General features: G+C 46.0%; 24 protein-coding genes, 1 tRNA gene and 1 other RNA gene. 6 read left to right on the top strand and 20 right to left on the bottom strand.

Annotated elements, in window-relative coordinates; all coding sequences use genetic code 11:
- Positions 1–3: 3 nt before the first annotated feature.
- The 6 genes from ACEYCN_RS01595 to ACEYCN_RS01570 all read right to left on the bottom strand — a co-directional run bounded on the left by ACEYCN_RS01595 (position 4) and on the right by ACEYCN_RS01570 (position 7378).
- Positions 4–1899: a M13 family metallopeptidase gene (locus ACEYCN_RS01595; protein WP_373712554.1), complete on the bottom strand. Its 1896-nt coding sequence runs from the start codon at positions 1897–1899 to the stop codon at positions 4–6.
- A gap of 84 nt (positions 1900–1983) precedes the next feature.
- A complete protein-coding gene (dtd, locus tag ACEYCN_RS01590; RefSeq protein WP_373712553.1) occupies positions 1984–2427 on the bottom strand; it encodes a D-aminoacyl-tRNA deacylase in 444 nt (147 codons plus the stop codon).
- Positions 2428–2436: 9 nt separating this feature from the next.
- Positions 2437–4638: a bifunctional (p)ppGpp synthetase/guanosine-3',5'-bis(diphosphate) 3'-pyrophosphohydrolase gene (locus ACEYCN_RS01585; RefSeq protein ID WP_373712552.1), complete on the bottom strand. Its 2202-nt coding sequence runs from the start codon at positions 4636–4638 to the stop codon at positions 2437–2439.
- A 135-nt stretch (positions 4639–4773) separates the two neighbouring features.
- Positions 4774–5523 carry a 16S rRNA (uracil(1498)-N(3))-methyltransferase gene (locus ACEYCN_RS01580; RefSeq protein WP_373712551.1) on the bottom strand — a complete coding sequence of 250 codons (750 nt, stop codon included), beginning with the start codon at positions 5521–5523 and terminating at the stop codon, positions 4774–4776.
- Positions 5524–6477, bottom strand: coding sequence for a 50S ribosomal protein L11 methyltransferase (gene prmA / locus ACEYCN_RS01575; protein WP_373712550.1), 954 nt, complete (start codon positions 6475–6477; stop codon positions 5524–5526).
- Positions 6478–6610: 133 nt separating this feature from the next.
- Entirely contained in the window at positions 6611–7378 is a 768-nt protein-coding gene (locus ACEYCN_RS01570) for a lysostaphin resistance A-like protein (protein WP_373712549.1), read from the bottom strand.
- 362 nt (positions 7379–7740) lie between these two features.
- Between ACEYCN_RS01570 and ACEYCN_RS01565 the strand changes: the two genes are divergently transcribed.
- On the top strand, positions 7741–7845 hold the full coding sequence (locus tag ACEYCN_RS01565) for a putative holin-like toxin (protein WP_373712548.1): 105 nt from the start codon (positions 7741–7743) through the stop codon (positions 7843–7845).
- A 187-nt stretch (positions 7846–8032) separates the two neighbouring features.
- On the opposite strand, the gene ACEYCN_RS01560 is transcribed toward ACEYCN_RS01565, so the two are convergent.
- Both ACEYCN_RS01560 and ACEYCN_RS01555 read right to left on the bottom strand, forming a co-directional pair.
- The gene (locus ACEYCN_RS01560) at positions 8033–8389 is read right to left on the bottom strand and encodes an ASCH domain-containing protein (protein ID WP_373712547.1); all 357 of its coding nucleotides are present in this window, start codon (positions 8387–8389) and stop codon (positions 8033–8035) included.
- Position 8390: 1 nt separating this feature from the next.
- Positions 8391–8861, bottom strand: coding sequence for a DUF3013 family protein (locus ACEYCN_RS01555; protein WP_373712546.1), 471 nt, complete (start codon positions 8859–8861; stop codon positions 8391–8393).
- Positions 8862–8973: 112 nt separating this feature from the next.
- Here ACEYCN_RS01555 and ACEYCN_RS01550 point away from each other — a divergent pair, with 112 nt between their 5' ends.
- The 3 genes from ACEYCN_RS01550 to ACEYCN_RS01540 all read left to right on the top strand — a co-directional run bounded on the left by ACEYCN_RS01550 (position 8974) and on the right by ACEYCN_RS01540 (position 10618).
- The gene (locus tag ACEYCN_RS01550) at positions 8974–10254 is read left to right on the top strand and encodes a replication-associated recombination protein A (protein WP_373712545.1); all 1281 of its coding nucleotides are present in this window, start codon (positions 8974–8976) and stop codon (positions 10252–10254) included.
- A 92-nt stretch (positions 10255–10346) separates the two neighbouring features.
- Positions 10347–10540: non-coding RNA, 6S RNA (gene ssrS, locus ACEYCN_RS01545), on the top strand.
- 5 nt (positions 10541–10545) lie between these two features.
- Positions 10546–10618 (top strand) — tRNA-Lys (locus ACEYCN_RS01540).
- A gap of 61 nt (positions 10619–10679) precedes the next feature.
- On the opposite strand, the gene nrdG is transcribed toward ACEYCN_RS01540, so the two are convergent.
- The 8 genes from nrdG to ACEYCN_RS01500 all read right to left on the bottom strand — a co-directional run bounded on the left by nrdG (position 10680) and on the right by ACEYCN_RS01500 (position 17209).
- Positions 10680–11294 carry an anaerobic ribonucleoside-triphosphate reductase activating protein gene (gene nrdG, locus ACEYCN_RS01535; protein ID WP_373712544.1) on the bottom strand — a complete coding sequence of 205 codons (615 nt, stop codon included), beginning with the start codon at positions 11292–11294 and terminating at the stop codon, positions 10680–10682.
- Positions 11295–11316: 22 nt separating this feature from the next.
- Positions 11317–11820: a GNAT family N-acetyltransferase gene (locus ACEYCN_RS01530; RefSeq protein ID WP_373712543.1), complete on the bottom strand. Its 504-nt coding sequence runs from the start codon at positions 11818–11820 to the stop codon at positions 11317–11319.
- Between the two features lie 10 nt (positions 11821–11830).
- The gene (locus ACEYCN_RS01525) at positions 11831–11974 is read right to left on the bottom strand and encodes a hypothetical protein (protein ID WP_373712542.1); all 144 of its coding nucleotides are present in this window, start codon (positions 11972–11974) and stop codon (positions 11831–11833) included.
- Between the two features lie 91 nt (positions 11975–12065).
- Complete coding sequence (gene nrdD, locus ACEYCN_RS01520) at positions 12066–14246, bottom strand: anaerobic ribonucleoside-triphosphate reductase (RefSeq protein WP_373712541.1); 2181 nt, start codon at positions 14244–14246, stop codon at positions 12066–12068.
- 154 nt (positions 14247–14400) lie between these two features.
- Positions 14401–15957, bottom strand: coding sequence for a quinol oxidase (locus ACEYCN_RS01515; RefSeq protein ID WP_373712540.1), 1557 nt, complete (start codon positions 15955–15957; stop codon positions 14401–14403).
- Positions 15958–16195: 238 nt separating this feature from the next.
- A complete protein-coding gene (locus tag ACEYCN_RS01510; protein ID WP_373712539.1) occupies positions 16196–16513 on the bottom strand; it encodes a DUF1292 domain-containing protein in 318 nt (105 codons plus the stop codon).
- Positions 16514–16523: 10 nt separating this feature from the next.
- A complete protein-coding gene (gene ruvX / locus ACEYCN_RS01505; RefSeq protein ID WP_373712538.1) occupies positions 16524–16943 on the bottom strand; it encodes a Holliday junction resolvase RuvX in 420 nt (139 codons plus the stop codon).
- Complete coding sequence (locus tag ACEYCN_RS01500; RefSeq protein ID WP_018166393.1) at positions 16943–17209, bottom strand: IreB family regulatory phosphoprotein; 267 nt, start codon at positions 17207–17209, stop codon at positions 16943–16945. The genes ruvX and ACEYCN_RS01500 overlap by 1 nt, the downstream gene beginning before the upstream one ends.
- Positions 17210–17487: 278 nt before the next feature.
- Between ACEYCN_RS01500 and ACEYCN_RS01495 the strand changes: the two genes are divergently transcribed.
- Entirely contained in the window at positions 17488–19395 is a 1908-nt protein-coding gene (locus ACEYCN_RS01495; protein ID WP_373712537.1) for a Spy0128 family protein, read from the top strand.
- A 61-nt stretch (positions 19396–19456) separates the two neighbouring features.
- Here the strand turns inward: ACEYCN_RS01495 and ACEYCN_RS01490 are convergent, their stop codons facing one another.
- Genes ACEYCN_RS01490 through ACEYCN_RS01480 form a run of 3 tightly spaced genes read right to left on the bottom strand, consistent with a single transcriptional unit; the run spans position 19457 to position 23845 of the window.
- Positions 19457–19912 (bottom strand): GtrA family protein, encoded by a 456-nt coding sequence (locus ACEYCN_RS01490; protein WP_373712536.1) that lies wholly within the window; start codon positions 19910–19912, stop codon positions 19457–19459.
- 10 nt (positions 19913–19922) lie between these two features.
- Positions 19923–22886, bottom strand: coding sequence for a YfhO family protein (locus ACEYCN_RS01485; protein WP_373712535.1), 2964 nt, complete (start codon positions 22884–22886; stop codon positions 19923–19925).
- Complete coding sequence (locus ACEYCN_RS01480) at positions 22886–23845, bottom strand: glycosyltransferase family 2 protein (protein WP_373712534.1); 960 nt, start codon at positions 23843–23845, stop codon at positions 22886–22888. Before ACEYCN_RS01480 ends, ACEYCN_RS01485 begins: the two co-directional genes overlap by 1 nt.
- 427 nt (positions 23846–24272) lie before the next feature.
- On the opposite strand from ACEYCN_RS01480, the gene ACEYCN_RS01475 reads away from it, so the two are divergent.
- Positions 24273–26339 (top strand): DUF2079 domain-containing protein, encoded by a 2067-nt coding sequence (locus ACEYCN_RS01475; RefSeq protein WP_373712533.1) that lies wholly within the window; start codon positions 24273–24275, stop codon positions 26337–26339.
- Positions 26340–26433: 94 nt separating this feature from the next.
- On the opposite strand, the gene ACEYCN_RS01470 is transcribed toward ACEYCN_RS01475, so the two are convergent.
- A partial coding sequence (locus tag ACEYCN_RS01470; protein ID WP_373712532.1) for an LPXTG cell wall anchor domain-containing protein occupies positions 26434–26835 on the bottom strand: 402 nt, incomplete at its 5' end.

Below are 26835 nucleotides of genomic sequence, written 5' to 3'. Positions count from 1 at the left end.
ATTTTACCAAATAATCACCCGATCTTGGGGTGCCCGCCACATGGCATCTCTTTCTGTGATGTCAAATTCCTCATGGAATTCCGGGAAGTTGGTCAGAGTGACGTTGGTCCTGAGTTTGCCTGGGGCATGGACATCCACCGCTGCCAGCATCTGCATAAATTCTTCACGGGCCTTCATCCGCCAAATAGTGGCAAAATTGATGAAGAAATCGCGGGCTGAGAAGTCTGCTTCTTGCTTGGCTGCTTCCAGGGCGCAGGCTACGCCTCCTAGGTCCGCCACATTTTCCGAAACAGTCAGCTGGCCATTGACCTTGGCACCGTAGGAATCCAGGCCATCAAACTGGTCCACCACCTTGTCGGTTCGGGTTTTAAAGGCCGCAAAATCCTCATCCGTCCACCAGTTTTTCAGGCTGCCGTGTTCGTCAAAGGAGGCCCCATTGGTATCAAAGGCATGGGAAATCTCATGAGCAATCACCGCCCCAATCCCACCATAATTGGCTGAAGAAGACTGATCCAGCGAGTAAAAAGGTGCCTGCAAGATAGCTGCTGGAAAGACAATCTTATTCTGCTGAGGATTGTAGTAGGCATTGACCATGTGGGCGGGCATGCCCCACTCTGTCGTATCCACGGGCTGATTCCACTTGCTCCAAGCATGGGCAATGGAAATCTTGGCCAGGTTTTGGGCATTTTCAACCAAAGAAAGATTCTCATCGATGATTTTCTTAGCGTAGGTTTCTGGCAGTTTCTCTGGATAGCCGATATGAGGCGTGATGACATTGAGCTTGACAATGGCTTTTTCACGGGTTTCTGCCGCTAACCAGTCTGCGCCTTCCAAGCGTTTCTTGTAGACCTCAATCATGGTTTTGACCTTGGCTTCCACATCCGCCTTGGCTGCCGCTGAGAATTTTTCCCCGGCATACCAGAGCCCCAAGGCCTGATTGTAAGGCCCTTCCGCCAGATAGTAGGCGGCTTTTTTCTTGTCTTGGGCTTGAGGAGTTCCAGAGAGGGCTCGGCCAAAGGCACCAGACAGGACTCGGATTTCATCGGTCAAGTAGGCATTATAGGCCTTGGCCGCAGACAAAATCAGGTCTGCCTTGAGCAAGTCCCAGTTTTTTTCTGAGAAATACTCCCCAGCAAAATCAGTCCAAAATCGCTCCTCTGGCACAATCACCAAGTCAGGAATCTGTCCCAAAATTTGGCTAAAAATGGCATCCAAAGGCAGTTCCGGGGCTAGTTTTTTGAAGTCCTCCCATTGGTAGGGATGGTAGAGTTCCGCATATTTGGAGCCTTCTTCCCGGGAGAGGACAACCTTGGCCAATTTGGCATCCAATTGGATGGCCTTGTCCAAAAGATCCTTGATTTCCTCCGCTGAAAAACCATATTTTGGCAGCAAATCTTCCTGGCTCTTGCGCCAGGTTGCCAGCAATTCCTTGCCTTTTTCATTATCCGCTGCATAGTAGGTGGTGTCTGGCAAAATCAGGCTCGGAGCATCCGCCCAGAGGACATTGAGCTGGGCATTCATAAAATCAGGAGCCACGCCAAAGGGCAGGGCGCTAGGCTTACCAGCCAGTTCATAGTCCGCCATCTTGCTGGCAAAATCCGCAAAAGAGGAGAGGGACTGGTATTCCTCAATCAAGGGCAGGACAGGACTGACCCCAAGGGCCTCCCGCTTTGCATAGTCCGAGGTCATCTTGTGAAATTTGACAAAATTGGCTAGAATGGCATCCTGAGGCAGATCTTTCCCTGCCAGCCAGGCATCCGATGTCGCCAGCATCAGGTCTTCAATCTCATCTGCCAAATCCGAAAAACCACCTGTCCGAGGCTTATCATCTGGAATCACAGCCGTCTCCGCCCACTGGCCATTGACCGCTTCATAAAAATCATCTTGATATCGTGTCATGATGTCTCCTTTTCGAGTTAATTTCATATACTATCACTCTATATAGTAACAAAAAAACGGAAGAAAAGCTTCCGTTTAACAACCTTATCTAGCCTTAGTATCCAAGACAATGGTCACTGGTCCGTCATTGACCAGGGAGACCTTCATATCTGCTCCAAATTCGCCCGTCTGGACGGGGACTGTTTGAGCCAATTTCTGGTTGAATTGGTCGTAGAGGGCGGTGGCCAGATCAGGCTTGGCAGCCCCTGTAAAGGCTGGCCGATTGCCCTTTTTGGTATCCGCATAGAGGGTAAACTGGGAGATGGACAAGATTTGACCGCCCACATCCTGGACCGACAGATTCATCTTATCCGCATCATCTGAAAAGATCCGCATCTGGCTGATTTTTCTGACCGCATACTCGATATCTTCCTGCCCATCCTCTGGACAAATTCCTACCAGCAAGAGCAGGCCCTGCTGGATTTCGCCAGCGATTTTCCCATCGATCGTGACCGAGGCCTGGCTGACACGTTGAATGACAATCTTCATGCCGCCCTCCTATCCATTGGTCCGCTTGACGGAATAAACTTCCGGAACAGACTTGATTTTATCCACCACGCTGGTCAGGCTTGACAGGTTGGGAATGCCGAAGGAAACATGAATGGTCGCAAATTTCATATCCTTGGTTGGCTGGGCATTGACCGAGGAAATATTTTTACTGGAGTTGGTCAGGACTTTCAAGACATCATTGAGGAGGCCTGAGCGATTGAGGCCATAGATGTCGATATTGGCCATGTATTCCTTATTGGAATTGTCCTCTTCCCAGTCCACGTCAATGAGGCGGACCTCCACATTTTCTTGGCTCTTGAGGTTCATACAGTCCACACGATGGACAGCTACCCCGCGACCCTTGGTGATGTAGCCAACGATTTCGTCACCTGGAACGGGATTGCAGCACTTGGCAATCCGAATCAGGAGGCCAGAAGCCCCTTCGATGACGACACCGCCCTCATGGCGAATCTTCAGACTGTCCTTGTTTTCCTGCTTAACCTCGCCACCCTTGACCAGCTCATCGGCCACAGCCTTGGCCTTGGCCCGCTCAGCTTCCCGGCGCTCTTTTTCTGTCAGGCGATTAAAGACGGATGTGGCCGAAATTTCGCCAAAACCAACTGCCGCAAAAAGGGCTTCATCTGTTTTGTAGCTGGTCCGCTGCAGAACTTCGTCCATGTGCTTGCGGTCAAAATATTGATTGGCCACATAGCCATTTTCCTGGAGCAGGTTTTGCACCAGCTCCCGACCCTTGGCCACAGAGAGTTCCTTGTCCTGGTTTTTGAAAAATTGCCTAATTTTATTGCGGGCCTTGTGGGTCTTGACCAGATTGACCCAGTCTCGGCTAGGCCCAAAGGAATTGGAACTGGTGATGATTTCCACCTGGTCTCCAGTTTTGAGCTTGGTGGTCAGGGGCACCATCCGGCCATTGACCTTGGCACCTGTTGCCTTTTCCCCTACCTTGGTATGGATTTCATAGGCAAAATCAATGGGCACCGAATCCTTGGGCAACTCCCGCACCGAACCATCTGGGGTAAAGACATAGATCCGCTCGGTGAAAATGTCATCCTTAACCGAATCGACAAAGGTCTTGGCATCGCCAGAATCCACCTGCAATTCGATGAGATTGTTGATCCACTTGAGCTCTTTTTGGCTGGCAGTCGCATTTCCGCCCCGCTTGTAGGCCCAGTGGGCCGCAACCCCGTATTCAGCGACCTGGTGCATTTCCTTGGTCCGAATCTGAAATTCGATTGGGCCCTTTGGTCCGTAGACCGTGGTATGAATGGACTGGTAACCATTGGCCTTGGGATTGGCGATGTAGTCCTTGAAACGACCTGGCATGGGCCGCCAGAGTTCATGAATGTAGCCCAGCATGGCATAGACATCGCTTGGCGTATCCATGATGCAGCGGATGGCAATCAAATCATAAAGTTGGTCAAAACGCTTTTTCTTATCATGCATCTTGCGGTAGATGGAATAGATATGCTTGGGCCGTCCATAGACTTGACCGACCAGATTACGCTCTGCCGCGTAGTCACGAATCTTGTCTACTACCTCCTTGACCAAGTCTTCCCGCTCCTTACGCTTCTCTGTCATCAGGTGGGTAATCTTGTAAAACTCGACCTCATTCAGGTAGCGAAAGGCCATATCTTCCAGCTCCCACTTGACGGAGGAAATCCCCAAACGATGGGCCAGGGGAGCATAGATTTCCATAGTTTCCCGGGAAATCCTCTCCTGCTTGTCCTTGCGCAGGTGCTTGAGAGTCCGCATATTGTGGAGCCGGTCGGCCAATTTAACCAGGATAACCCGCATGTCCTTGGACATGGCAATCAGCATCTTGCGGTGGTTTTCAGCCAGCTGCTCCTCGTGGGACTTGTACTCCACCTTACCCAGCTTGGTGACCCCGTCAACAATCATCCGCACATCATGGCCAAACTCAGCCTCCAACTCATCCAGAGTGATGTCTGTATCCTCGACCACATCATGCAAAAAGCCACAGGCCACCGTCACCGCATCCAGTTTGAGACCCGCCAAAATACCCGCCACCTGAATAGGGTGGACGATATAGGGCTCACCTGATTTGCGGAACTGCTCCTTATGAGCATCCACCGCATAGTCCAAGGCCTTCCCAACAAAGGCCACATCCTCTTCTGGCATATAGGCTGCCGTCAGAGCCAGGACTTCCTCTCCAGTCAAATTTTGTTCTTTCATGGTCTGTCAAATCCTTCTATCTCAATAGTAGTACCATTTTAACACTTTTTCCAAGAAAGAAAAAGGGGAGAGGCTCTGAGAAGCCCAGCCCTTCTGTCTTTTTCACCGATACAAAAACAGCCCGAAGGCTGCTTGTTAATGTTCTTGATTCATCTCCACCGCATAGCTCACAGCTGATAAGGCGTAGAGCGGGGCGGTTTCGGTTCGTAAGATTCTGGGGCCTAGGCCGACTGGGATGCCGCCTGCCTGCTCGAAAGCCTCGATTTCTTTTGGTGAAATCCCGCCCTCTGGCCCGAAGATAAAGAGAATTTTCTGATTGGCCTCCACGGCCTGCAATTCCTGGGCCAATCTAGCCATCTCTCCTGCCTTGGCACTTTCTTCGTAGGCGATAAAGACCTTATCAAAAGCCGACAGTTGGGCTAGAAAATCAGCTTTCTTGTCAAAGAGTCGGATATCTGGCAGGCGGTTGCGCTTGGACTGCTCCGCCGCACCTTGGGCGATTTTTTCCAATTTTTCAGCCTTTTTGACCAGTTTCTTGCTGTCCCATTTGACCACAGACCAGTCTGCTGGATAAGCCCAGATACCAGCCGCCCCTAATTCCGTTGCCTTCTGGGTCACAAAGTCCAGCTTATCCCCCTTGGGAAAGCCTGAAGCGACGGTCACTTGCACAGGCAGCTCCACATCGTCTTTTAATTCCTGAACTATTTCTAACTGCTGTTGGCTGCTGGACACCACGCGCGCCAAGCGTTTAATCCCGTCCTCAAAAACCAGGACCACTTCATCTCCCTCAGCCAGGCGCATGACCGAAAACATATGCTTGGCCGTGTCCTTATCGGTGATGGTCACCAGCTTCTCGGCTCTGCCTTTTACAAAATACTGCTGCATTTAGCCCCCTATCACACCTGAAATATCATCGGTTTTCTTGAAAACACAGGCATTCCACTCGCCCTGAATCATGTGGGTCTCTAGGAAAAAGCCTGCGGCCTCAGCTGATGCACGGACCATGTCCCATTTTTCAGAGATAATGCCAGACATGATCAGATAACCCTGATCCTTGACCAGACGATAGGCATCCTCCGTGAGATGGATCAGCACGTCCGCCAAAATGTTGGCCACAATGACATCCGCCTCCAAGTCAACCCCGCGCAGCAGGTCCCCAGCCGCCACCTGAATATTATCCATGCTGGGATTGAGGGCAATGTTTTCCTGGGCCACGCGCACCGCCACATCATCCAAGTCATAGGCATAAATCTCCTTGGCACCCAAAAGGGAACTGGCAATGGAGAGGACACCAGAGCCCGTGCCCACATCGATGACGGTTTCCCCACCCCGCAGAACCTGCTCCAGAGCAAAAAGGCTCATCTTGGTGGTCGGATGGGTCCCAGTGCCAAAGGCCATACCTGGGTCCAGCTTGATGATTTTTTCCCCGGGCGTCGCCTCATAGTCCGTCCAAGAAGGCACAATGGTCAAATCATGGGTGATACGGGCTGGCTCATAGTATTTCTTCCAGTTGTCCGCCCAATCTTCCTCAGCCAATTCCTGACTTTCTAGGCTAATCTCCCCTGTTTCTAATCCAAAATCAGTCAAGTCCGCCAAACGAGCCGCCAAATCTGCCTTGACTTCCTCAATATCCAAAGTGTCTGGATAATAAGCCGTAATGGCAATCATCTCCGACTGCTCCACCTCAGGGTAAAGTTCCCCAAAACGGTCCTCCTGCCCCACATAATCAGCCGAGTCGCTAATCGCTACCCCCTGACTGCCCGTCTCAATCATCAGATTAGAAACAGCCTCTTCCGCATCACGATGCACGTGAATGGTTAATTCTTGCCATGAGTTCATGATATACCTATCCTCACACTTCCTAATTATTATATCCATGAAGAAATTTTGAATCCAACACTTTTTCAGTATTGCTCTCGCTTTAAAGCTTTTTATTTCCCCACTTCATTTTTACTAAAAATCTCTAGCAAATCTACGCTTTCTTATCTTTTGAATTGTTCTGATACCAAAGCCAGCTACCGTAGATAGCCATCAGTCCGATACCTACAAGATAGATAATCTGGTTGTAGCCTTCTGGGACTAAGTACAGACCTATAGTATTTTCAGCGGCATGCAACATAGCACAGCACCAGACGGACTGCGTCGACTTATAAAGACCTGCATAGGCAAAGCTGGTAAGTATCATTCCGGCTGTGTATATCAGAAAAGGAGTACTTGCATGAGACTCTGAGACAAGCCAGAGGGGCGCATGCCAGAGAGCCCAGACTAGACCTGTCAGGACAGTCGCCTGCCAAAAGCTGAACCGCTTTTCCAGAGCTGGCTGGAGAAAGCCTCGCCAGCCGATTTCTTCATTGCCTCCGCCGCAGATGGGGGTAAAGACAAAAAAGATGGGCATCAGCCAAAAGGGACTATTAGAATTCCAGCTCTTGCTAGCAAGCAAAGTGGTGAGAACCAGCATAGCTATCAACAAGACTAAAGGAATCCAAGCCTTCTTGGAAGGTCTGGAAAAGATAAAGGCCAAAAACTCTCTAAAGGATAACCTGAGGACTTTCTTGACTCCAAGAGCAGGGCCAAAAGTAGCTAGTATACTGATACCATATAACATAAATGGCAGGCGGCCTGGCAAAAGAGTATTCAGAAACACTACCACAAGCCCAGCCCCCCAACTCCAGCCGAAAGTCCAAGCCAGATAAGGCCAGATAAGTTTTGGTTCCGGTACAACCCTTGTCTCTTCAAACATTAGAATCCTCCTCCTTTTGTTTAGCACTTGTCTCGTCGCTATGGCAAAAACATGTGCAGGTAAACTGATTCAGTCCGACAGAAACGAGCTTCAAATCAAACTACTGGAAACAAATGGAGTCACCATCTGAACAAAATAGCTTTTTCATATCCGCTAGTTCTATGGTTTTCCTGTCTCCGTCAATCCTTGTTTTATTGTACCTATTTCTACCCTATTTTACAAGTTGCAATGGTAGAATCCCGGTCAGGAGATATTTTCGAATAAATATGATGACAGGAAAATCTGAGCGGTGGTTCTGATTTCTGAAAGGTGGTGGTGCCTATGCAAATAGACACAAAATCTAACGGAAAGGAGAGCCTGATTTGTCAGCTGATGAAACAATGGTCATCATAGCATTTGCAAGTTTACTTGTGAATTTGCTTGGTTTGATTATTGTGATCATCTCAGCCATTATTGACAAAAAATAGACCGCCCAAGATTTCAAGCTGGCGGTCTATTTTTACCAAAAGCTGAACCATCGTCATGGTCCTGTCAGGCGTTAAGTTCCAGCTTAGCGCCTTTTCTATTTTTAGAATAGCAAAAACTTCCCCTCAAGTCAATCAAGAACAATCCCGCAGATGCTCACCGCCGGCCTCGATAAACTCTAGAATCAAATCATTGTATCTCTCCTACCACTCTCAATTCTATACCAACTGCACCATACTGTTCTAATTGTTCTCGTGAATAGTAGACTTCCATATCTTCTGGTTTCGCCTCTTTGACATTACTTTCCATATAACCACAAGACAATAAATCCAGTTCTTTGTATAACTGAGTAAAATTATCAGATATATAAAGATCTAGTACTTGCGCATCTATCGTTTGCGCCTGATTTTCTGTACAATAAAAACGGATGCAATCTCCAATTTGTATATTCTTGCGCTTTTCATCATAAAGGCGCAGTTCAATGGTCTTCTGACCAGACTTCATCATTTCAAAGGGTTTTGGAGCTAACAACATTTCATGAATCATCCTAATACCTCGGATAGCCAAAAAACTCTGTTTCCACCAAGTCGGCTCTGCCTTTTTCAAAAGCAGCCACATCCCAGGTCAGGCTAAAGTCGACTGCGGTCTCGTCCGCTAGGAAGTCCATGAGGTCGCTGAGGCCCTCGGTCGCCACCTCGTTGAGGGTATCCGCAAAGTAGGCGAGAAATTCGCGGGACAGCCCCTTCTTTGGCTCATAGGGAATGGTTGCCAGGTAGTCCTCTGGGGAAAACTGGGTCTTTTGGGGATTGTAAAAAAGGACCACATCTTCAAAAATAATATCTTCCGCCGACACTTCTCCCTGATCGTCAATGGTTTCCACCTGGTGCCTATTTTGCGCTTCTAGGACAAAGGTCACCTCAACCGCATGATTTTTCTTGTCCCAGTCCATGGCAAAATCATAGTCCAAATGCCTGTCCAATTCTTCCTCTAATACGCTCAAAAAGCCAAATTTTACCATGTTTTTTCCGTCCCATCTTCTTTTATGATACAATTATTATAACATACTTGCAGAAAAATACTCTGGGCACTTTCCTGCTCCTAACCTATCATTCCACCCTTGGAGGGCTACCATGCCACAAAATCTCGCGCTTCGTATGCGCCCCCAAACCATTGACCAGGTCATCGGCCAGAAGCACCTGGTTGGTGAGGGCAAAATCATCCGCCGTATGGTGGAAGCCAACATGCTCTCATCCATGATTCTCTATGGGCCGCCTGGTATCGGCAAGACCTCGATTGCCTCGGCCATCGCAGGCACTAGCCAGTTTGCCTTTCGGACCTTCAACGCCACCACCGACACCAAAAAACGCCTCCAGGAAATCGCTGAAGAGGCCAAATTTTCAGGCGGTTTGGTCCTGATGCTGGATGAGATTCACCGCTTGGACAAGACTAAGCAGGATTTTCTCCTCCCCCTCTTGGAAAATGGCAACATCATCATGATTGGGGCTACGACTGAAAATCCCTTCTTCTCTGTCACCCCCGCCATCCGCTCCCGGGTCCAGATTTTCGAGCTGGAACCCCTCTCCAATGAAGACATCCGCCAGGCCATTCAGATGGCACTAGAGGACAAAGAACGGGGCTTTGACTTTGAGGTCCAGCTGGACGATGAGGCCCTGGACTTTATCACTACTGCGACCAACGGGGACCTGCGATCGGCCTTCAACTCCCTGGAGTTGGCCGTCTTATCCACTCGTCCTGACAAAAAAGGCCTGCGCCATATTAGCCTGGATACGGTTGAAAACAGCCTGCAACGCAGCTACATCACTATGGATAAAAATGGGGATGGCCACTACGATGTCCTATCTGCCCTGCAAAAATCCATCCGCGGATCCGATGTGGATGCCAGCCTTCATTATGCCGCCCGTCTGATTGAGGCTGGGGACCTGCCCAGTCTGGCCAGACGCCTGACTGTCATCGCCTATGAAGATATCGGCCTGGCTAATCCCGAGGCCCAGATCCACACAGTTACTGCCCTGGATGCGGCCCAGAAAATCGGCTTTCCTGAGGCCCGTATCCTCATCGCCAATGTGGTCATCGATCTGGCCCTCTCGCCCAAGTCCAACTCAGCCATCACCGCCATTGACAAGGCCATGGCAGACCTGCGGAAGTCTGGCAATCTGCCTATCCCCAGACACTTGCGCGATGGCCATTATGCTGGCAGCAAGGAATTGGGTAACGCAGAAAACTACAAATACCCTCACGCCTACCCAGAGAAATGGGTGGATCAGCAGTATTTGCCAGACAAACTCAGGAGTGCAAGCTATTTTTCCCCAAATGAAACAGGGAAATACGAGCGAGCTTTGGGGCTGACCCTAGAAAAAATTAAGCAGCTAAAGTCACAAAAGAAGGACTAGACCTGATATAGCAAGGTTTTGGCAACGTTTTCCAAAATCTATTTTTCCTCTTGAAATTTTAAAAATTTATGATACAATAATTACAGATATAAGAACTGCTGTGGTATACGAATTCATACCTATGTGTTGACCGACTATTTTTTGTATTTTTCGGGAAACAAGAGATTTCTGGCAGTATGCAGGCCGCTTCACACGGAAGCAACTAAGTCAGGAACGCGTTACCCACCTGCTTATATGCGCGGGATCAATACAAATCTTGAATCACCGGTACCAATACAGCATTTTTCTTTTCCTTCCTTAGCTCAGTTGGTAGAGCAGTGGACTCTTAATCCATGGGTCGAAGGTTCGAGTCCTTCAGGGAGGATGTTGATATGAGAAAAGCCCTTTTTCAAGGGCTTTTTTGCGTCTATAAATACTAGAAATGACTAAATCAAATCATCTCGACTGACTTGTCCATAGGTCTCCTTGCCATCTTTGAGTTTATCCCAGAGCACCAGCTGGCCTGTCTTCAGGGACTCTTGCACATCAATGATGCGCTGGTTAGAGGACCCCCGAAACTGCAACATGAGGTTGCGCTTGGTCCTATCATAACGGCCATCGACCAGGATGTCCACCATGGACAGGAGTTCCAGCTTATCAGGCGTTTCTTTCATCATTTCTTCCCAGGTATAGCCTGTCCAGGACCAGATATCCTTGTCAGGCAGCTCTTTTTTGATGCGTTTGACCAAGGGAATGAGGATGCCCGTATTGAGAAAGGGCTCTCCGCCCAACAGGGTCAGGCCCTGAACATAGGGTTGGGCCAAATCGGCCATGATCTGCTCTTCCAGCTCCTGGGTATAGGGGATACCTGCTCTGAAATTCCAAGTAGCCACATTGTAGCAACCCTGGCAATGGAACATGCAGCCCGCCACATAAAGAGAGTTACGGACCCCCTCTCCATCCACAAAATTAAAGGCCTTGTAATCAATGATTCGCCCCTGGCTCAGCTTTTCTGATTTCCACTCGCCGGGCTGGGGCGTATTCCACAATTTCTCTTCCATCCAAGCCTCCTTGCAGCTTTGTCTACTGCCCAATCCAATAACGCTCGGTACCCTCTCGCACATCTTCCAGCTGGCCGCCATTAGCCACAATCACTGCTCGACTGGCTGAATTGTTCTCACTACAGGTCACCAAAACTCGTTCCAGATTTTTAGTCTTAGCTAACTCAATTCCTTGTTGCAGCATGGCCTTGGCGTAGCCCTTGCCGCGCGCAGACGGTCGAACCGAATAACCGATATGGCCGCCTTGATGAAGCAGGTAATCATTGAGGCGGAGGCGGAGGTTCAGAAAACCAAGGGCCTCATCCTCTACAAAGCCAACCAACTGGATGGATGGGACCCAGCCTTCTGGCAGATGAAGCCCCATTTCCATATCTTGATTACCGGCCAGCCATGCTTCATAATCAAAGCAGCCTTTCTCCCAGAAACCACCATCGTGGGCCGACTGACTATCCTCAAATTCAGCCACCATGGATAGGATGGTTTCCTTATCCGCTACGGTCGGTCTTCGAAGTTCTAATTTTTGCATCCTCATCACCTTAGCCCTTTTTGCCAGCCTTTTTCTTGGCCTGCTTCAAAAGGGCCTGAACACGGGCCTTCTTATCATCCTTGACCGTCGAATGCTTTTCATGGAATCGCTCCACCTGCTGCATCCCCTTATAGTCTAATTGAAATTTTCCCATTTCATTTCCTCTTTTCTATCACAAACTAGTTTTGAAAGGCCCAGTATAACACTGAGCCTCTCTTTATTGTACCATTTTAGCAGCCTTTCACCTAATCTCTATTCCCTGGATACTGGATGGTTGAACCGTTCATGTGTTTAACCCGAGCGGAGATTTCCTTATGACGGCCATTGACCATGGGTCTGGCCTGAGGATTGCCCAGATAACCACAGGTCCGCTTAACGACATCCACAGTTTTTGGATCAGTATTGCCACAGTTTGGACACTTGAAGCCCCGCTCTGTTGGCTCAAAATCGCCCTCAAAATCACACTGGTAGCACTTATCGATTGGCGTATTGGTCCCCAGATAACCGACCCGGTCATAGGCATAGTCCCAGACAGCTTCTAGGGCTTTCGGATTTTGCTGGAGGACAGGATATTCACAGTAATGGATAAAGCCACCTGAAGCTCCCGCAGCTGGATAATCCTTCTCAAAGTCCAATTTGTCAAAAGGCGTTGGATTCTTACGAACATCATAGTGGAAAGAGTTGGTATAGTATTCCTTGTCCGTAATGTCCTTGACGATGCCAAATTTTTCCTTGTCCATGCGGCAGAAACGGTCGGTCAAGCTCTCAGAAGGCGTAGAATAGACAGAGAAATGGTAGTCATACTCATCTGACCAGTTGGCGCAAAGAGCTTTCATCGCCCGAATGATGTCCAGGGTAAATTCCTTAGCTTCTGGATTGCCTTCCCAGTCGCCACCATAAAAGGTTGTCGCAACCTCATAGAGGCCAATATAGCCTAGGGAAATAGTAGCCCGACGGTGTTTGAAGAGCTCATCCACATTGCCGTCCTTAGGGAGACGCTTGCCAAAGGCCCCATACTGATAAAGAATCGGCGCATTGGCTGGGGTTGCCTCCTTGACACGGTTGACCCGGTAAACCAGGGCATCCTTGGCAATGGCCATCCGTTCATGGAAGAGGGCCCAGAATTTTTCCTTGTCCCCTGCTGCTTCCAGAGCGATGCGAGGAAGGTTGACCGTCACCACACCAAGATTCATACGGCCTGAATTGACCTCCTGACCCTGCTCGTCCTTCCAACCCTGCAAGAAGGAACGGCAACCCATGGGCACCTTGAAGGAACCGGTCAACTCCACAATCTTATCATAGGACAAGATATCTGGATACATGCGCTTAGTCGCACATTCCAGAGCCAGTTGCTTGATGTCATAGTTGGGCGAGCCTGGCTCCAGGTTGACACCTCGTTTGAGGGTAAAAATCAATTTAGGGAAGATGGCTGTCCGCCCCTCACGGCCCAAGCCCTTGATTCGGATATTGAGAATGGCTTTTTGAATTTCCCGCTCAAAAAAGTCGGTACCCAGCCCAAAACCAAGAGAGGTAAAGGGCGTTTGACCATTGGAGGTAAAGAGGGTGTTGATTTCATATTCCAGAGACTGCATAGCATCATAGATGTCCTTCTTGGTCTTGGTGATGGCATATTCTTCCCTCTTGTCCTCTGTCACCCATTCCTGAGCATCCTTGAGGTGCTTTTCATAGTTGAGCTTGGCATAAGGGGCCAAAACCTCATCGATGCGGTCAGCCGAACAGCCCCCATATTGGCTAGAGGCCACATTGGCAATGATTTGCGAAATCTGAGCTGTCGCCGTCTGGATAGACTTGGGACTTTCCACATCTGCATTCCCAATCTTAAAACCTTGCTCCAACATGCCCTTAAAATCGATCAAGCAACAGTTGGTCATCGGGGTATAAGGGCTATAATCCAGGTCATGATAATGGATTTCCCCCTTTTGATGGGCATTGGCCACGTGGGCTGGCAAAAGCTTCAAACCAATGGACTTGCCGACAATCCCTGCTGTCAAATCACGCTGGGTATTGAAGACCTCGCTGTCCTTGTTGGCATTTTCATTGACCACCGCCCGATCCTTAGATAAGAGCTTGTGGATTTCCCTGTTAATGTCCGTAGCCTGGTGGCGCTGGAAATCACGCTGGGTCCGGTATTGGATGTACTGCTCTGCCAAATCATATTGGTGGGCCTGCAAGAGCTGCTGCTCCACGATATTTTGGATCTCATAAATCTGAATATCTTTTTCAAACCGACGCTCAATTTCAGCCAAGACCATGTCCATGACCTGGTCCAAACCTGCTTCTGATACCTTTTTATCAAGAGGAAGTTCCTGGTTAGCCCGCTGAAGAGCAGAGGAAATCTTCTCATGATCAAAGGAGACCGCCCGGCCATCCCGCTTTAATACAATCATTTCCACTCTGACTTCCATGTTCCATCCTCCAGTTTCATTTCATTCCCATATAGTGTATCACTTCACAGACTAAAAATCAACATGTTGTGTGAAATTTTCTTATTTTTTATTTTTAACACAATATGTAGTGATAAAAAGATAAAAAAATGATTGTTTTCACAATCATTTTCATTTATTTTTTCTGATAAACAACGAGGTCGCTGGTCCCTAGATCAAGGACTTCATAACTTTTCTCTAGGTTGTTCTGAACTCCATCCAAGAGAGCGATTTTGCGATTGACTACAATAAATTGGGCTTCATTTTTATTCAAGTCATAAGTGATCTGCGCTTGATTGTCCTCCGAATTTAAATAGGGTTCAGCGGTCAAAATATTACCAGCAGAGAGACGTTGGCTACGCAAATAGATGTAGGCACTGTTGTCCCAGGCATAAATCTTCGCATCTGCTTCTGAATGCTCCTGGACATAAGTGGCAACCTCTGTCCGCTCCTGATGAAGGTTTCCATCCAGTACATAAGTCAAGACGGGACGCAGAGGGATAAAGAGGCAAATGATAAGAGGCAAGAAGAAACTTGCTTTGAGATAATCAAAGGCTTCTGGAGTCCAGATCTCACCCTCCCCTTCCTCTGGACTTTTCTGTTTCAAAGGCATAACAGCCATAGCAAAACCATAAGGCAGCAAAATGATGAGCTGGCTGACATCGAAGTTTGGATTTCCAATGAGAAAGACCAACTCTGCCAGGAAGGCCAAAATAAGGGTCGATTTGATATAGCTGTGCTGCTTGTCTCTAAATGAGGCTAGAGTCATGATGAAGTTCTTCAAAAACCCAGAGACTAGCAAGGCCCCACCAATGATGGCCAAGGTCCACAAAATTTTGTCATTCGTAAAATGTAGACCAATATTGTAAAAGAAGGTTTGCTGGATGGCCATCCCTAAAATCTGCTCAACAAAGGTGTAGTAACCGACAGAGTAGATAACGATGAGAAAACCAAATAGAGTCGCCAATGACTGGTAAATCCCACGCGCAAAATGTCCACGACGGCCATTGAAAACTAGGAGCACTAGGGTTGCCACTACCCACAAGAGAATACTCTTAGGATAAATCATGAAGACCAGGGCCGCATCAATACCATAAAAGATAAACATCTCATCCCGAACCCCATTTTCAAAATAGCGGACCAAAAACCAAATACTGGTCAAGAGGAATGGGAGAGCAAAGATACTAGCATAGACACCGCCAAAACCAGCTGCCAGTATAAAGAGATAAAACCAAACGGTTAACTGATCTGCATTCTCTCGGCTTCTACTAAAGTAGGCCATAATCTTGTGGAAATAAATTCCCGCGATAAATAGAGCAATAAATTGAAAGACTGCCAAACCAATACTGGATTTTAAAAGGTAACTTACCAGGGTCAGGAGATAAAACAAGACCCCACTAGTCCCAAAAAAGTCACCGTAGGGACTTTGACCAGCTGCCATGGCAAAACCGGCATAAAGATTTTGACTTTGCAAATTACTAGACAAGCCGGTCAAGAGGGGATTGGCAACACTGAGCAGACTGAGAACTGCACTCCACCACAGGGCTGGTAAGATGCGAGTGGGAGGGAGACTTTCTCTAAACTCTTCGTTAAGTTGATTCGTACTAGGACTATGGTGGCGGCGCTTCCCACCCCTACGGCTTCTACGGGAATACGTTTCGGAACCATCGTTCCATTCTTCTATTTCTGTCATGTCGAGCTCCTTGATCTAATCTTATTCATTATATCAAAAAGTCCCCTGTCTGTCATTTGCAATTTTGCTTGGTCTGAATCTGAGCAAATTTTTCTAACTGACGAAAATAGTGCAACCGCTGCTCACCATACTGCTTCAAAAATTCACGTTCTTTTTCTGTCATACTTCATTAGTTCGCAAACAATGAGGCTTAGAGTAATTCCACAAAAAAAGGAGCCTTTTGGACTCCTAGGGTTTCTTATTCTGCTTCTTCCATAAAGCTATTGAAAACTTCCTCAATCATATCCCATTCAGCAGTTGCATCTTCCGGGATAGGCTGAAGGTCACCTTCGGTGCCGTTCTCATTCTCTGTGTAAGAATAAGCTTGAATTTCTACTTCTCCATTTTCATCTTCTTCTGCACTAGCAGGAATTAAGAGAACGTAATTCTTGCCAAATTCTTCCTGCCCATCAATGGTCAAGAGAATTTCAAACAAGGTTTCTGCACCTTGGTCGTCGACCAAAGTGATAAATTCGCGCTCATCATGGTTGTGATCATGTTCATGGTTATGTGCCATCTGTTTCTCCTTAAAATGTTCTATCTAAATAGTTTTGTAAAATCAGCTGGGCGGCCAATTTGTCAATGACTTTCTTGCGTTTTCCACGGCTAATATCTGCCTGTTCAATCAACATCCGCTCTGCTGCGACCGTTGTCAAGCGTTCATCTTGATAATCTACCGGCAGACCAAAGAGCTCAACCAACTTCTGACCATAGGCCTGGCTAGCTTCCACGCGCGGGCCACTAGTATTGTTCATATTCTTTGGTAAACCAACAACAAAACGGTCCACCTTATAGTCAGATACCAATTCCTTGAGGCGCTTAAAACCAAACTCACCCTTGACCTCGTCAATGGGAATAATTTCCAACCCCTGTGCTGTAAAACCAAGCGGATCTGAAATAGCGACACCCACGGTTTTAGAGCCAACATCCAGTCCCATAATTCTCATCAAAGTTTGATCCCATTTTCTTTCAAGTAAAAACGAACCAACTCTTCGACGATTTCATCACGTTCGTATTTCCGAATTTGGTTACGAGCATCATTATAGCGAGGGATATAAGCAGGATCACCACTTAATACATAGCCCACGATTTGATTAATTGGATTGTATCCTTTCTCATCTAAAGAACGATAGACATTGGTCAATGTTTTGTTAATTTCTTGCTTGTTGGTATCGTCGAGACGAAAACGAACCGTTTCTTCTGTGAATCCCATACTTACACCTTCCTTCTATTTCTTATTCGTACCATTATACCATAAAATGCTTTGAGTATCAATGAGTTGAACCACTACTTCCCTTTATCCCCTTTCCATTCTACGAAAAGAGATTCCCAAGATAAGTCCATCTAAATATCTTTTTTGATTTTCCTCCTTGTAACTGTTGGTTAATCTTAAGTGATTTTCTGAAAATTTAATTTTTTGAATCAGACTTTTTTGATTTTCCTTTGATTTTTGCTATACTAAAGTTAGTATTATTTCATCAGGAGGATTCAATGAAAAGTCTACCTATAACTAATCAATCCAATAGAATTTTTGCAGTGCTAGCAGTACTGACACTTGTCTTAAGTTCACTCTTCAGCTCCCTATTCTCTCAGAAGGCTGCCGCTGCTGAGATCCCCTCTTCCATTACTGCGGCTTCTCTGACCACGAATGGTACAGTTGCCCCTGGGGAAAACATGGACCTGTCCTTCACATGGAAGGTGGACGATAGCACACCCATTCAAAGCGGAGACACTATCACCCTCACACTCCCAGATACTCTTGCATTTCCCACAACCCTGTCAGGCCTCCAGCTATCTGTTAATGGTGTTCCTGTTGGAACCTACACACTGGATGCAACAACTGGGAAAATCATCCTGTCATTTAACGAATCCGGAGAGGCTTACTTTACTGCCAATCCAAATACAAAAGGCGGAACTGTAGGTGCGAAAGTTATTGCCAGCCGCTCAGTTCAGCAGAACACACAACCGACAGAAATCACAACTGGTAACTTTGAAGGCATCCCACTCGCAAACTATACCTTTGAAGGTGTAGGTGATGGACAGATTGATGGATATACCTTCAAGTATGGCTATGTCAGCACAAGTGACCCAACGGTTATCAACTGGATTATTATTATCAATGGCTCTCAAGATATCATCCGTAACATTAAGATTTCTGATACCATTGGTGATGGGCAAACACTTGACGGAAACATCCGCCTAGTGCGATTAGCTTACAAAGATGGCGGCTATAAAACCGAAGAAGAAGCCCGAAATGCTGTGGTTATCGACAACTATAGTTCAAATATTGTGATTAACGGTAACACTTGGGAATTCTCTTATGGTACTCCTGGAAACTACAACAATGTCTATAATGCTCCTGGCACAGGTGTGGAGTATTCCCCAACTTTCTTCATCCAATATCGGACTCGTATCAGCGATGTCTCTGTTCCAACGGGTACTTTGAGCAACACTGTTTCTTTTGAAGGATCTAATTTCCCTCTACGGACCCGTGAAGCCAAAGTGAACTATGACTTTTCATCATGGGCCGTATCATGGGGTGTCAAATCTACAGCAGCTCAAATTGCTGCTAAGAAAATCCTGGAAGGAAAGACACTAGAAGCAAATCAATTTGAATTTGAACTCTATGAAGTTGCTGCAAATGGGACAGAAACCCTGATTGAAACGGTCAAAAATAGAGCAGATGGCAACATTGTCTTCTCGCCGATTACCTATACATCAGCAGGTCTTCGCTCCTATGTTGTTCGTGAAAAAGCTGGGAACGATCCTCAAATAACTTATTCACCAGTCGAGCTCAACTACAAGGTGAATGTCACCTATGAAAACTTCCAGTATTTAGCTCAGGTCGGTGCTCCCGCTGATACGAGTTTCAAAAACATCTATGTAGCTCCAACGACAACAACTACTTCAACAACTACGACTGTTACAACAACAGTCGAACCAACAACGACAGCCGAACCAATTACGACTGTTACATCAACAACAGCCGAACCAACCACGACTGTTACAACAACGACGGCTGAACCAGCCACGACTGTTGCGACAACGACGGCTGAACCGACTACGACTGTTACAACAACGACGGCTGAACCAGCTACAACTGTTACAACAACTACGACTGAACCAGCTACGACTGTTGCAACAACAACAGCTGAACCAGCTACGACTGTAATAGTGGCAACGACAACTGGTGATCCAACAACTACTGAAGCAGCTAAAACTACTACGGTAAGTGTCCCAGGAACAACCCGTTCAACTCTTCCGCCATCAGCTAAAAAAGGCAAAACTTTGCCAAAGACCGGTGAAGAAAGTAGTTTAACTACTAGTCTTATTGGTTTTGCTTTGTTGAGCCTTGTAGGTGTGACTGGTGTGCTGTACCGCAGATTAAAATCAGCTTAATCTTTCATCATGAACCATTTAAAAATGACACTGACTTGTTAGTCTAGTGTCATTTTTTATATTATTTTTGATCCTTATGATCTTTGAAAACTAACCATTTGCTAATGACATAGTTTGTTACAACAATCAAAACTTGAGCAATGATGGTTTCAATACGGTTTACCCAAATTAAATCATGATTGACAAATTGTCCGATAATCTGAGGGAATTTCTCCACCAAGAGATAGGCCAAGGCCAAATCTAGCGCTAGGGTTGATAGCCGGGCCGCGAAAAATTTGACAAAGCGCGTTGGCCAGCCTTTTCGTTCTTGAGAAAAGACGAAGTAGTCATTGGTAAAGAAGGCAAAGACGATACCAGCAACATTGGCAACCAAGACGGAAAATGTCACCTGTCTTGTCAGAACAAAGAGTACGTCCCTAGTGACAATCGAAACGAGAGTTGTCAAAACACCAAAGAAAAGATATTTAAAAACTTCTGACTTAATCAATTTTAGTAGGAATGTCATTACATTTTTCATCATTTCACTCCTAAAAAAGATCTTTTTCTGCTTCAACTTTTCGGTCATGGCGACGCATAGCCAAAACACCTGCAGCTGAAATCAAGCTAAAGAAGATACCTGCCAGAAGACCGCTAGGAACATAGGTCATAACAATCTTGTGTTTTCCTGGTGTGATTGGGAAGGAGAGGAAAGTATCCCAAGCCCTCTTTGTCGCCACTTCTTTTCCATCCACTTTGACTGTCCAGCCCGAACTATAAGGGATGCTGGTCATCATAACACTACTATCATCGGTGATATTGACTGTTCCAGCAACCTTGGTATTGGTCCACTCAGTGGCCTTCATCTCTTGTGCTTTCCGCTGAGCTAACACATTCTTTATAGCATCATTGTCAGCGCGAATAAAGCCTGCATCGCTCATATTGATTTCTTGATCTGTTGTAAAGCGGAACTCTAGGGTAATTTCCTTACCTTCATCATTTGCAGCAATCTGCCACAGTTGTTTTTGAGCGAAAGAAACGCTATGTGGCAACCATTGACCGTTGAGCAGGATAGAAACCTTATCACGGTGTTCTTTGAGGTTATTTGGAGTCAGGAAGTAGTAAGTATAACTGCTCTTTGGTACCACCTTATAGCGAACAATACCAGGCTGTGCTTGGTTTTTGACCTTATAAACTAGTTCACCGACTGCATTCTTTGTTTCTTCCATATTCTCTGTTTGAATGTCTGTAAAACTATAGGCCTGGAAGTACTGAACAACATTTTCCTGCTCACCCATCATCGTATTGAGGATAAGGTTTTGATTGGAAACAGGATTGTTTTGGCCAAAGGTAATATTTTGGAGGAGAACACCCGTCCCAAAGGCCACAGAGAAGGCATCTGGATTTTCATAGACCAGATAGCGACTGTCTTCATAAACCTTTTTTGTAAATGTTTCTTGGATATCCCTACGGGTGGTCAATCGACCAAAGTACTGTCTCTCAGGATGTTTTTCAATGACAGCTGGATCCTGCTCCTTATAGTCCATATAATAACGAACACCGTAAAGAGCATCTGTCAGCAAGGTCCCATTAGCGTACTGAGTAGAGGCATTGATCCCATAATCTCCCATATAAGCAAAGTGGTCCATGGTCGTCCGCTCCAAGCTGGAACTAAAGGTACTGAGTCCTGGGAAATTGAGAAGAGCCGGTGTGGTACGTGAATAAGCAAAGGAACCAGCAATACGGTAGAAACCGGCTGTGTTATTCTCTTTAATTGTATCTGTTACCCGTTTGACAGAAACGGTTGCATCGCTAAATTTGTAGGCATCTGCATAACCAAGCGTTACCTGGGAAAGGTAGGCATTGTAGCCGAGCTCCAAGGTGGTCATAACTGCTAGGAGGCCCCAAACCACTTTCCTCGGACGGAAAGCAAAGGCGAGAAGGACTGCTGCCCAGCTAATCAACGTTAGAGAGACTTGGGTCAGCAGATAACCTTTTTGCAAAAGTAGGATTGAGCCCGCCAAAAGAGCCAGAAGGGCTCCTGTCGCAATTGCTTTCTCTCTATTTTTCTGGTTCCACTTCTTCCAGATATAGTAGAGAACACCTACAGCAAACAGTGTCAGAAGAATGTAAATGGTGTTGCCATTGGTTTTCAGGTATTTGGTCACAGCTTCAGATTGCTTTTTAGCAATGTAGGTATAATCATGTGTCGCCACATAGTAGCCCGCCATTCCAATCGGAAGAAGACCAATCAAGACGCCTTTCCAAGACAATTTCGGACCTTGCTTGTAAGCCTGGTAGGCCAAAAGAACCATGAAAAAGGACAGGATCCATGAAAAACGGTAGAAGAAACCAGCTGGATTTTGACCCATATGCCAAATCTTGCTAGTAAATTCATGGACAAAGGAGATGAAGAAGATGAACGTCACCACTCCTGCTCCGATTTTCTGGTATTTGTGAGCCTTAGCAAAGATAAAATAAAAGACAAAACCAAGTAGGCCCAAAGCTCCTACATAAATATTAGGCAGGTTTGGTCCAGCTGACCAACCAGAGGTCGTATCAAAGCCACCAATCATCAACTTTGACAAGATATCCAGTGGGTTGATTTGCAGAGCCCAAGCAAAGGCCATACCGCCTCCAACCTGTCCCTTACTTTGCATGAGGTTAATGACCACAGGATACAGCAAAACAGCAGCTAGCCCAATCCCTAAGATGGAAAAACAAAGCACTCGTACCAAAGGCTGAACATAGTTCTTAAGCTTCTCTTTCCAACTTCCTTCAATGGCCAAGTTAGGCGCCATATAATAGCAAGCATAGAGGGCAATGAAGATAGAGACCATATAACCCAAATAAAACTGCATAAACATCGTCGCTGCTAAGAGGAACATGTACTTATAGGGCTTACTGCCTTCTAAGACTTCTTCTAGAGCGACGATCAGCAGGGGCAACATGAACATAGCATCATAGAAAATGGTGTTCATCTGGTAGGAAACCAGCATCCCTGACAGTGTATAAGCTGTTGAGAAAATCGGCACCATCCAGGCATTCTTTTCTAAGCCCTTATACCGTTTGACCAATAGGTAGGCAAAACTCCACCCGATAACCCCGTAGCGAAGCCAAATGGTCAAAAAGACTCCCAATGGAAAATACTTGAGAGGCAAAAGAATGTAGATGATGTTGAAAGGACTCATCAAGTAGTAGGACAAAATCCCAATCATCTCACCGCCAATGGACTTGGTAAAGGAATACGCAAAGGCTGTCCAGTCACCAGTCAAAACAGCATTTTTCAAAAAACCATAAAAGCTGATGTACTGGTGACTAAAGTCCACCGCCATCAAACTCTTGCTGCCAAAGGGATACATTTCCATCTTGGCCCAGACAACCAGCATGATGAGCATGGGCACCAAGGCACTGGATAGGTACACACACAACCTTTGGTGATCCCTAATCCAAGTTTTAGCAGGCTCCAATTTTTTATTCACAGAAGAAGCCCATTCTTTTAATTGATTTAACATTATCCAACCCTATCTTTCTCAGCTTTTTCAATATTGGTCTCTCCGACAATAAAATGCGGACGACGCTTGACTTCGTAATAGATTTTACCAATATATTCACCTAAAATACCGATGGAAATCAACTGAACTCCACTAAAGAGGATAATAGCCGCGATGGTGGTAAAGTAGCCACTCACATTGTGACCTGGATTGGCAAAGTATTGGTAAAACTCAAACAGGAGATAAATAAAGGCCAAACCCAGACTGAAAAAACCAAACTGGATACAGACCCGCAGAGGCTTGTCGTTAAAGGAAATAATCCCCTGAATAGCGTAGTTAAGGGATTTTTTAAAGCCAAACTTACTCTTCCCTGCTTCTCTAACCTGATTCTTGTAGGGGATGACCTTTTCCTTAAAGCCAATCCACTCGTAGAGTCCCTTGTTGAAGCGATTATACTCTGGAAGGGCCAAGAAGGTATCCACTGCCCGTCTGCTCAGAAGCCTCAGCTCTGATTTGCCATCTGTCAGCTTGACATCCATAGAATGGTTAGACACATCATAAAAGAGGCGCGCAAAAAGACTAGCTAGTTTGGACTCCCCTTCACGGTCTCGTTGACCACTGACAATGTCATAACCTTCCTGATAGGCCGCTACAAACTGCGGGATTAGATAGGGCGGATGTTGCAGGTCTCCATCCATGACCATGACCGCGTCCCCCGTAGCATACTTAAACCCAGCCAAGATACCGCCTTCACGGCCAAAGTTCCGGCTAAGACTGATGTAGCGGACCCGCTCATCTGAGTTGGCCAGGTCTTGCATGATGGCAAAGGTACGATCCTTGGACCCATCATCAATATAAAGCAATTCATAGTCATCTAATTCTCGACCCAGCATACTCTCGAGTTTCTCAGACATTGCTGCATGAGTCTTCTTGATCATCTTTTCTTCATTATAAAAAGTTATCAATAATGATAATTTCATCTTTTCTCCTTTTCAATCATTCTCTAACCAAAAAGAACTGATTGCTTATTCCTGTAAAAAAGAGAGAATTGCTCCATTCTCTCTTATTTAATTTCTTCACAAACTTCGTTTGAAAAGACTTTTTCTGATATATTGCAACTATACTCTTTGTTTATCAAATTGAGTGAAGTGAATTTCATAACAGCATGTATATTATATCACAATCCAGTGATATTACAATATCTCAACCCTTATTCTACCATATTTCAACCACTTTTTTCTACCGAAATGAATGACGGCCAATCAAAAAAATAGTAAGCCTTCAAATAGATTTTCTACTCAGACTCGACTGCTCTCATAGAGGACTATTGACAGAAGAAAGAGCAGGCGGTATACTAAAATGAAGTGTGCTTTCTACACTTTTACTACAATTATTTGAGGATGAAACATGTTTAGCCGTTTACGATCACTAAAAGTACCTTTTATGATACCCAGCAAGGATACCGTATTTCTACATCTTGCAAATGGTTATCTAATCTATGCCATCATTAGCCTATTGGTACTTCCCACAGAGACTCTTTTTATAGATTTAAAGGCGATTATACCGTTTCTCTTTGGCCTTTTCTTTGTCCTACTGATGGGTTTTTGTAGCCATGTACTCAACCTCCGCTACGAAAAGTATCAGCCGCAACCAGCCTTTGTCGGATTGATTACTGCCTATCTCGTCCTAGCCATTATCAAAAGCCCTTCTCTTCTCATCGATACTGGATTTTTCCTTCTTGGTTTTGCAGTCTATGCCAAGCTCTCCTGGGAAAAAAATAGGTACCGTCAAATCCTCCCCTTGGGCTTGCTGTTGACCTTACCGAGAGTCGCTTATCTAATTTACCACCCAGCACCCCTTGATCTCAAACGCTTTGTCATTGACAGCAACAACTGGAATCTTAACCGCATCTGGATGATTCTCATTTGCATCATCTATGCCACCTGTGCCTATTTATTGCTCTCTCGCTTACCTGACCGACTTTTTTCAAAAGCCCTCAAAAGTCAAAAAGTTTCTCGCATTCTCTTAGGAACCGTTGGTTTCTTGGGCCTCATTTATGTTGCCTATCTCTGCATCGTCAGCGCCTACAATGTCACTACCTTATCTGTTTCCACCTTTGACATCGGAATTTTCACTCAGATGTTTGAAAGTATGAAACGAGATTTTTCACAGGTCACCACCCTTGAGCGTGACAAATTCATGTCTCACTTTGGTGTCCATATTTCACCCATCTACTATCTTCTGCTCCCTTTTTACTACCTTTTCCCTTACGGAGAAACATTGGAAATCCTGCAAGTCCTAGTTGTTTTTTCAGGTGTAATTCCTCTTTATCTCATCCTGAAAAAGATGGATTTCCCAATCTTCACCAAACCACTGATCCTCCTCTGGTTTTTTGTCACCCCTGCTCTGACAACTGCCGGTGCTTACCACCTACATGAAAACTGCTTCCTGGTTCCTCTCCTACTCTGGGTGATTTACGCCAACATGAGCCATTGGAAATGGGGGCTAGGGCTGGTTGTACTCCTGACCCTGATGATTAAAGAGGATGCTTTTATCTATGTAGTCAGTATCGGACTCTACTTCCTCCTACAAAAACGCTTTGTTCTGACCAAGGGCGCAAAGATACGAATCATCCTCAGCCAGCTGATTTTTCCAGTCCTGTATTTTGGACTTTGCCTCCTGATTCTCAACCAGTTTGGGGAAGGAGCTATGGTCAGTCGCTTTGCAAATTTCTTACTTCCAGATCAAGAAGGCTTACGCAAGGTTTTGGAAAATATCTTCTTAAATCCGACTTATACCTTTGCTAGTTTCTTTAGCCAGGCCAAATTGAAATATATTTTCATCCTCTTTTTGAGCCAAGCCTTCCTCCCTATCCTGCAAAAGGAATGGGCCAACTACTTACTCTTTATCCCCCTTGTGGTCATCAATCTGTTATCAGACTGGATTTATCAAGTCGATTTTGGTTTCCAGTACAGCTATGGCACCAATATTCTGACCCTCTTCTTATCTATCCTGGCCTTAGAGGCCCTTTGGCAGCGATTTAGCCAATCAGGAAACCAGATTTTAGCCAGCAAGCGGATTGTCAGCCTCATTTCTATTGCCAGCATCTTCTCTGCCGGCATCCTCTATGCCCATATCAACGGTTGGCATCATAATGCCCTCAGCTACTTCCGAGATCGCCAAAGGTTTGATGATATCCAATATACTTTATCCACGGTACCAAGAGACAAGGCTGTTTTGGCCTTTCATTCCTACACCGTTGCACTTCGCTCTGTCCCAGAGCTCTATGATGTTTTCTATCATAATGAACAAAAGTACGATGACAAGATTGATATAATCGTCGTACCCCGCTCTATCACGGAAAACACTGACAGCAAGGAGCATGAAGTGATATCCCTTTATCTTGAAAAAGGCTATAAAGAGGGTGCGCAGTCTACAAAGCAAGTCCTCATTTTAGAAAAACCAAATCCTTAATAAAGCTAGCACCCTCCAACCTAAAGGGTGCTATTTTATTGACTTTTTTCCAGAACAACAAAAAGAGAGACATTGGTCTCTCTTTAGTCAGCTATTAAGCTTTTTTCGATTTACGATACAATACAGTTGCCATACCGGCAACGCTCATCAAAGCAAATCCAACAAGGCTTGTCACCAAACCGCTCTCTTCACCAGTTTTTGGCAAAGTTCTACCTTTTTTACCACCTGCTGGTGGAGGAGTTACGCCTGTAGTCGTACCGGGTACGTCTACAGTAGTAGCTGCGGTTGTGGTCACACTTGTAGTTGGAGCCACAGTCGTGGTAGATGCTACAGTTGTAGTTGCTGCCGCTGTTGTCGTTGGCTCCACTGTTGTGGTAGTCGCTGCCACGGTAGTCGTTGGTTCTACTGTTGTGGTAGTCGCTGCCACGGTAGTCGTTGGTTCTACTGTTGTGGTAGTCGCTGCCACGGTAGTCGTTGGTTCTACTGTTGTGGTAGT

It is taken from the genome of Streptococcus sp., assembly GCF_041802885.1.
Taxonomy (GTDB): Bacteria; Bacillota; Bacilli; order Lactobacillales; family Streptococcaceae; genus Streptococcus.
The sequence above is the reverse complement of the archived record's forward strand: the minus strand, read 5'-3'. Positions and strand labels throughout refer to the sequence as shown.

Coding starts and splice junctions, on each gene's coding strand:
- ACEYCN_RS01595 (WP_373712554.1), bottom strand. CDS start 1,899: ATGACACGATATCAAGATGATTTTTATGAAGCGGTCAATGGCCAGTGG.
- dtd (WP_373712553.1), bottom strand. CDS start 2,427: ATGAAGATTGTCATTCAACGTGTCAGCCAGGCCTCGGTCACGATCGAT.
- ACEYCN_RS01585 (WP_373712552.1), bottom strand. CDS start 4,638: ATGAAAGAACAAAATTTGACTGGAGAGGAAGTCCTGGCTCTGACGGCA.
- ACEYCN_RS01580 (WP_373712551.1), bottom strand. CDS start 5,523: ATGCAGCAGTATTTTGTAAAAGGCAGAGCCGAGAAGCTGGTGACCATC.
- prmA (WP_373712550.1), bottom strand. CDS start 6,477: ATGAACTCATGGCAAGAATTAACCATTCACGTGCATCGTGATGCGGAA.
- ACEYCN_RS01570 (WP_373712549.1), bottom strand. CDS start 7,378: ATGTTTGAAGAGACAAGGGTTGTACCGGAACCAAAACTTATCTGGCCT.
- ACEYCN_RS01560 (WP_373712547.1), bottom strand. CDS start 8,389: ATGATTCATGAAATGTTGTTAGCTCCAAAACCCTTTGAAATGATGAAG.
- ACEYCN_RS01555 (WP_373712546.1), bottom strand. CDS start 8,861: ATGGTAAAATTTGGCTTTTTGAGCGTATTAGAGGAAGAATTGGACAGG.
- ACEYCN_RS01550 (WP_373712545.1), top strand. CDS start 8,974: ATGCCACAAAATCTCGCGCTTCGTATGCGCCCCCAAACCATTGACCAG.
- nrdG (WP_373712544.1), bottom strand. CDS start 11,294: ATGGAAGAGAAATTGTGGAATACGCCCCAGCCCGGCGAGTGGAAATCA.
- ACEYCN_RS01530 (WP_373712543.1), bottom strand. CDS start 11,820: ATGCAAAAATTAGAACTTCGAAGACCGACCGTAGCGGATAAGGAAACC.
- ACEYCN_RS01525 (WP_373712542.1), bottom strand. CDS start 11,974: ATGGGAAAATTTCAATTAGACTATAAGGGGATGCAGCAGGTGGAGCGA.
- nrdD (WP_373712541.1), bottom strand. CDS start 14,246: ATGGAAGTCAGAGTGGAAATGATTGTATTAAAGCGGGATGGCCGGGCG.
- ACEYCN_RS01515 (WP_373712540.1), bottom strand. CDS start 15,957: ATGACAGAAATAGAAGAATGGAACGATGGTTCCGAAACGTATTCCCGT.
- ACEYCN_RS01510 (WP_373712539.1), bottom strand. CDS start 16,513: ATGGCACATAACCATGAACATGATCACAACCATGATGAGCGCGAATTT.
- ruvX (WP_373712538.1), bottom strand. CDS start 16,943: ATGAGAATTATGGGACTGGATGTTGGCTCTAAAACCGTGGGTGTCGCT.
- ACEYCN_RS01500 (WP_018166393.1), bottom strand. CDS start 17,209: ATGGGATTCACAGAAGAAACGGTTCGTTTTCGTCTCGACGATACCAAC.
- ACEYCN_RS01495 (WP_373712537.1), top strand. CDS start 17,488: ATGAAAAGTCTACCTATAACTAATCAATCCAATAGAATTTTTGCAGTG.
- ACEYCN_RS01490 (WP_373712536.1), bottom strand. CDS start 19,912: ATGAAAAATGTAATGACATTCCTACTAAAATTGATTAAGTCAGAAGTT.
- ACEYCN_RS01485 (WP_373712535.1), bottom strand. CDS start 22,886: ATGTTAAATCAATTAAAAGAATGGGCTTCTTCTGTGAATAAAAAATTG.
- ACEYCN_RS01480 (WP_373712534.1), bottom strand. CDS start 23,845: ATGAAATTATCATTATTGATAACTTTTTATAATGAAGAAAAGATGATC.
- ACEYCN_RS01475 (WP_373712533.1), top strand. CDS start 24,273: ATGTTTAGCCGTTTACGATCACTAAAAGTACCTTTTATGATACCCAGC.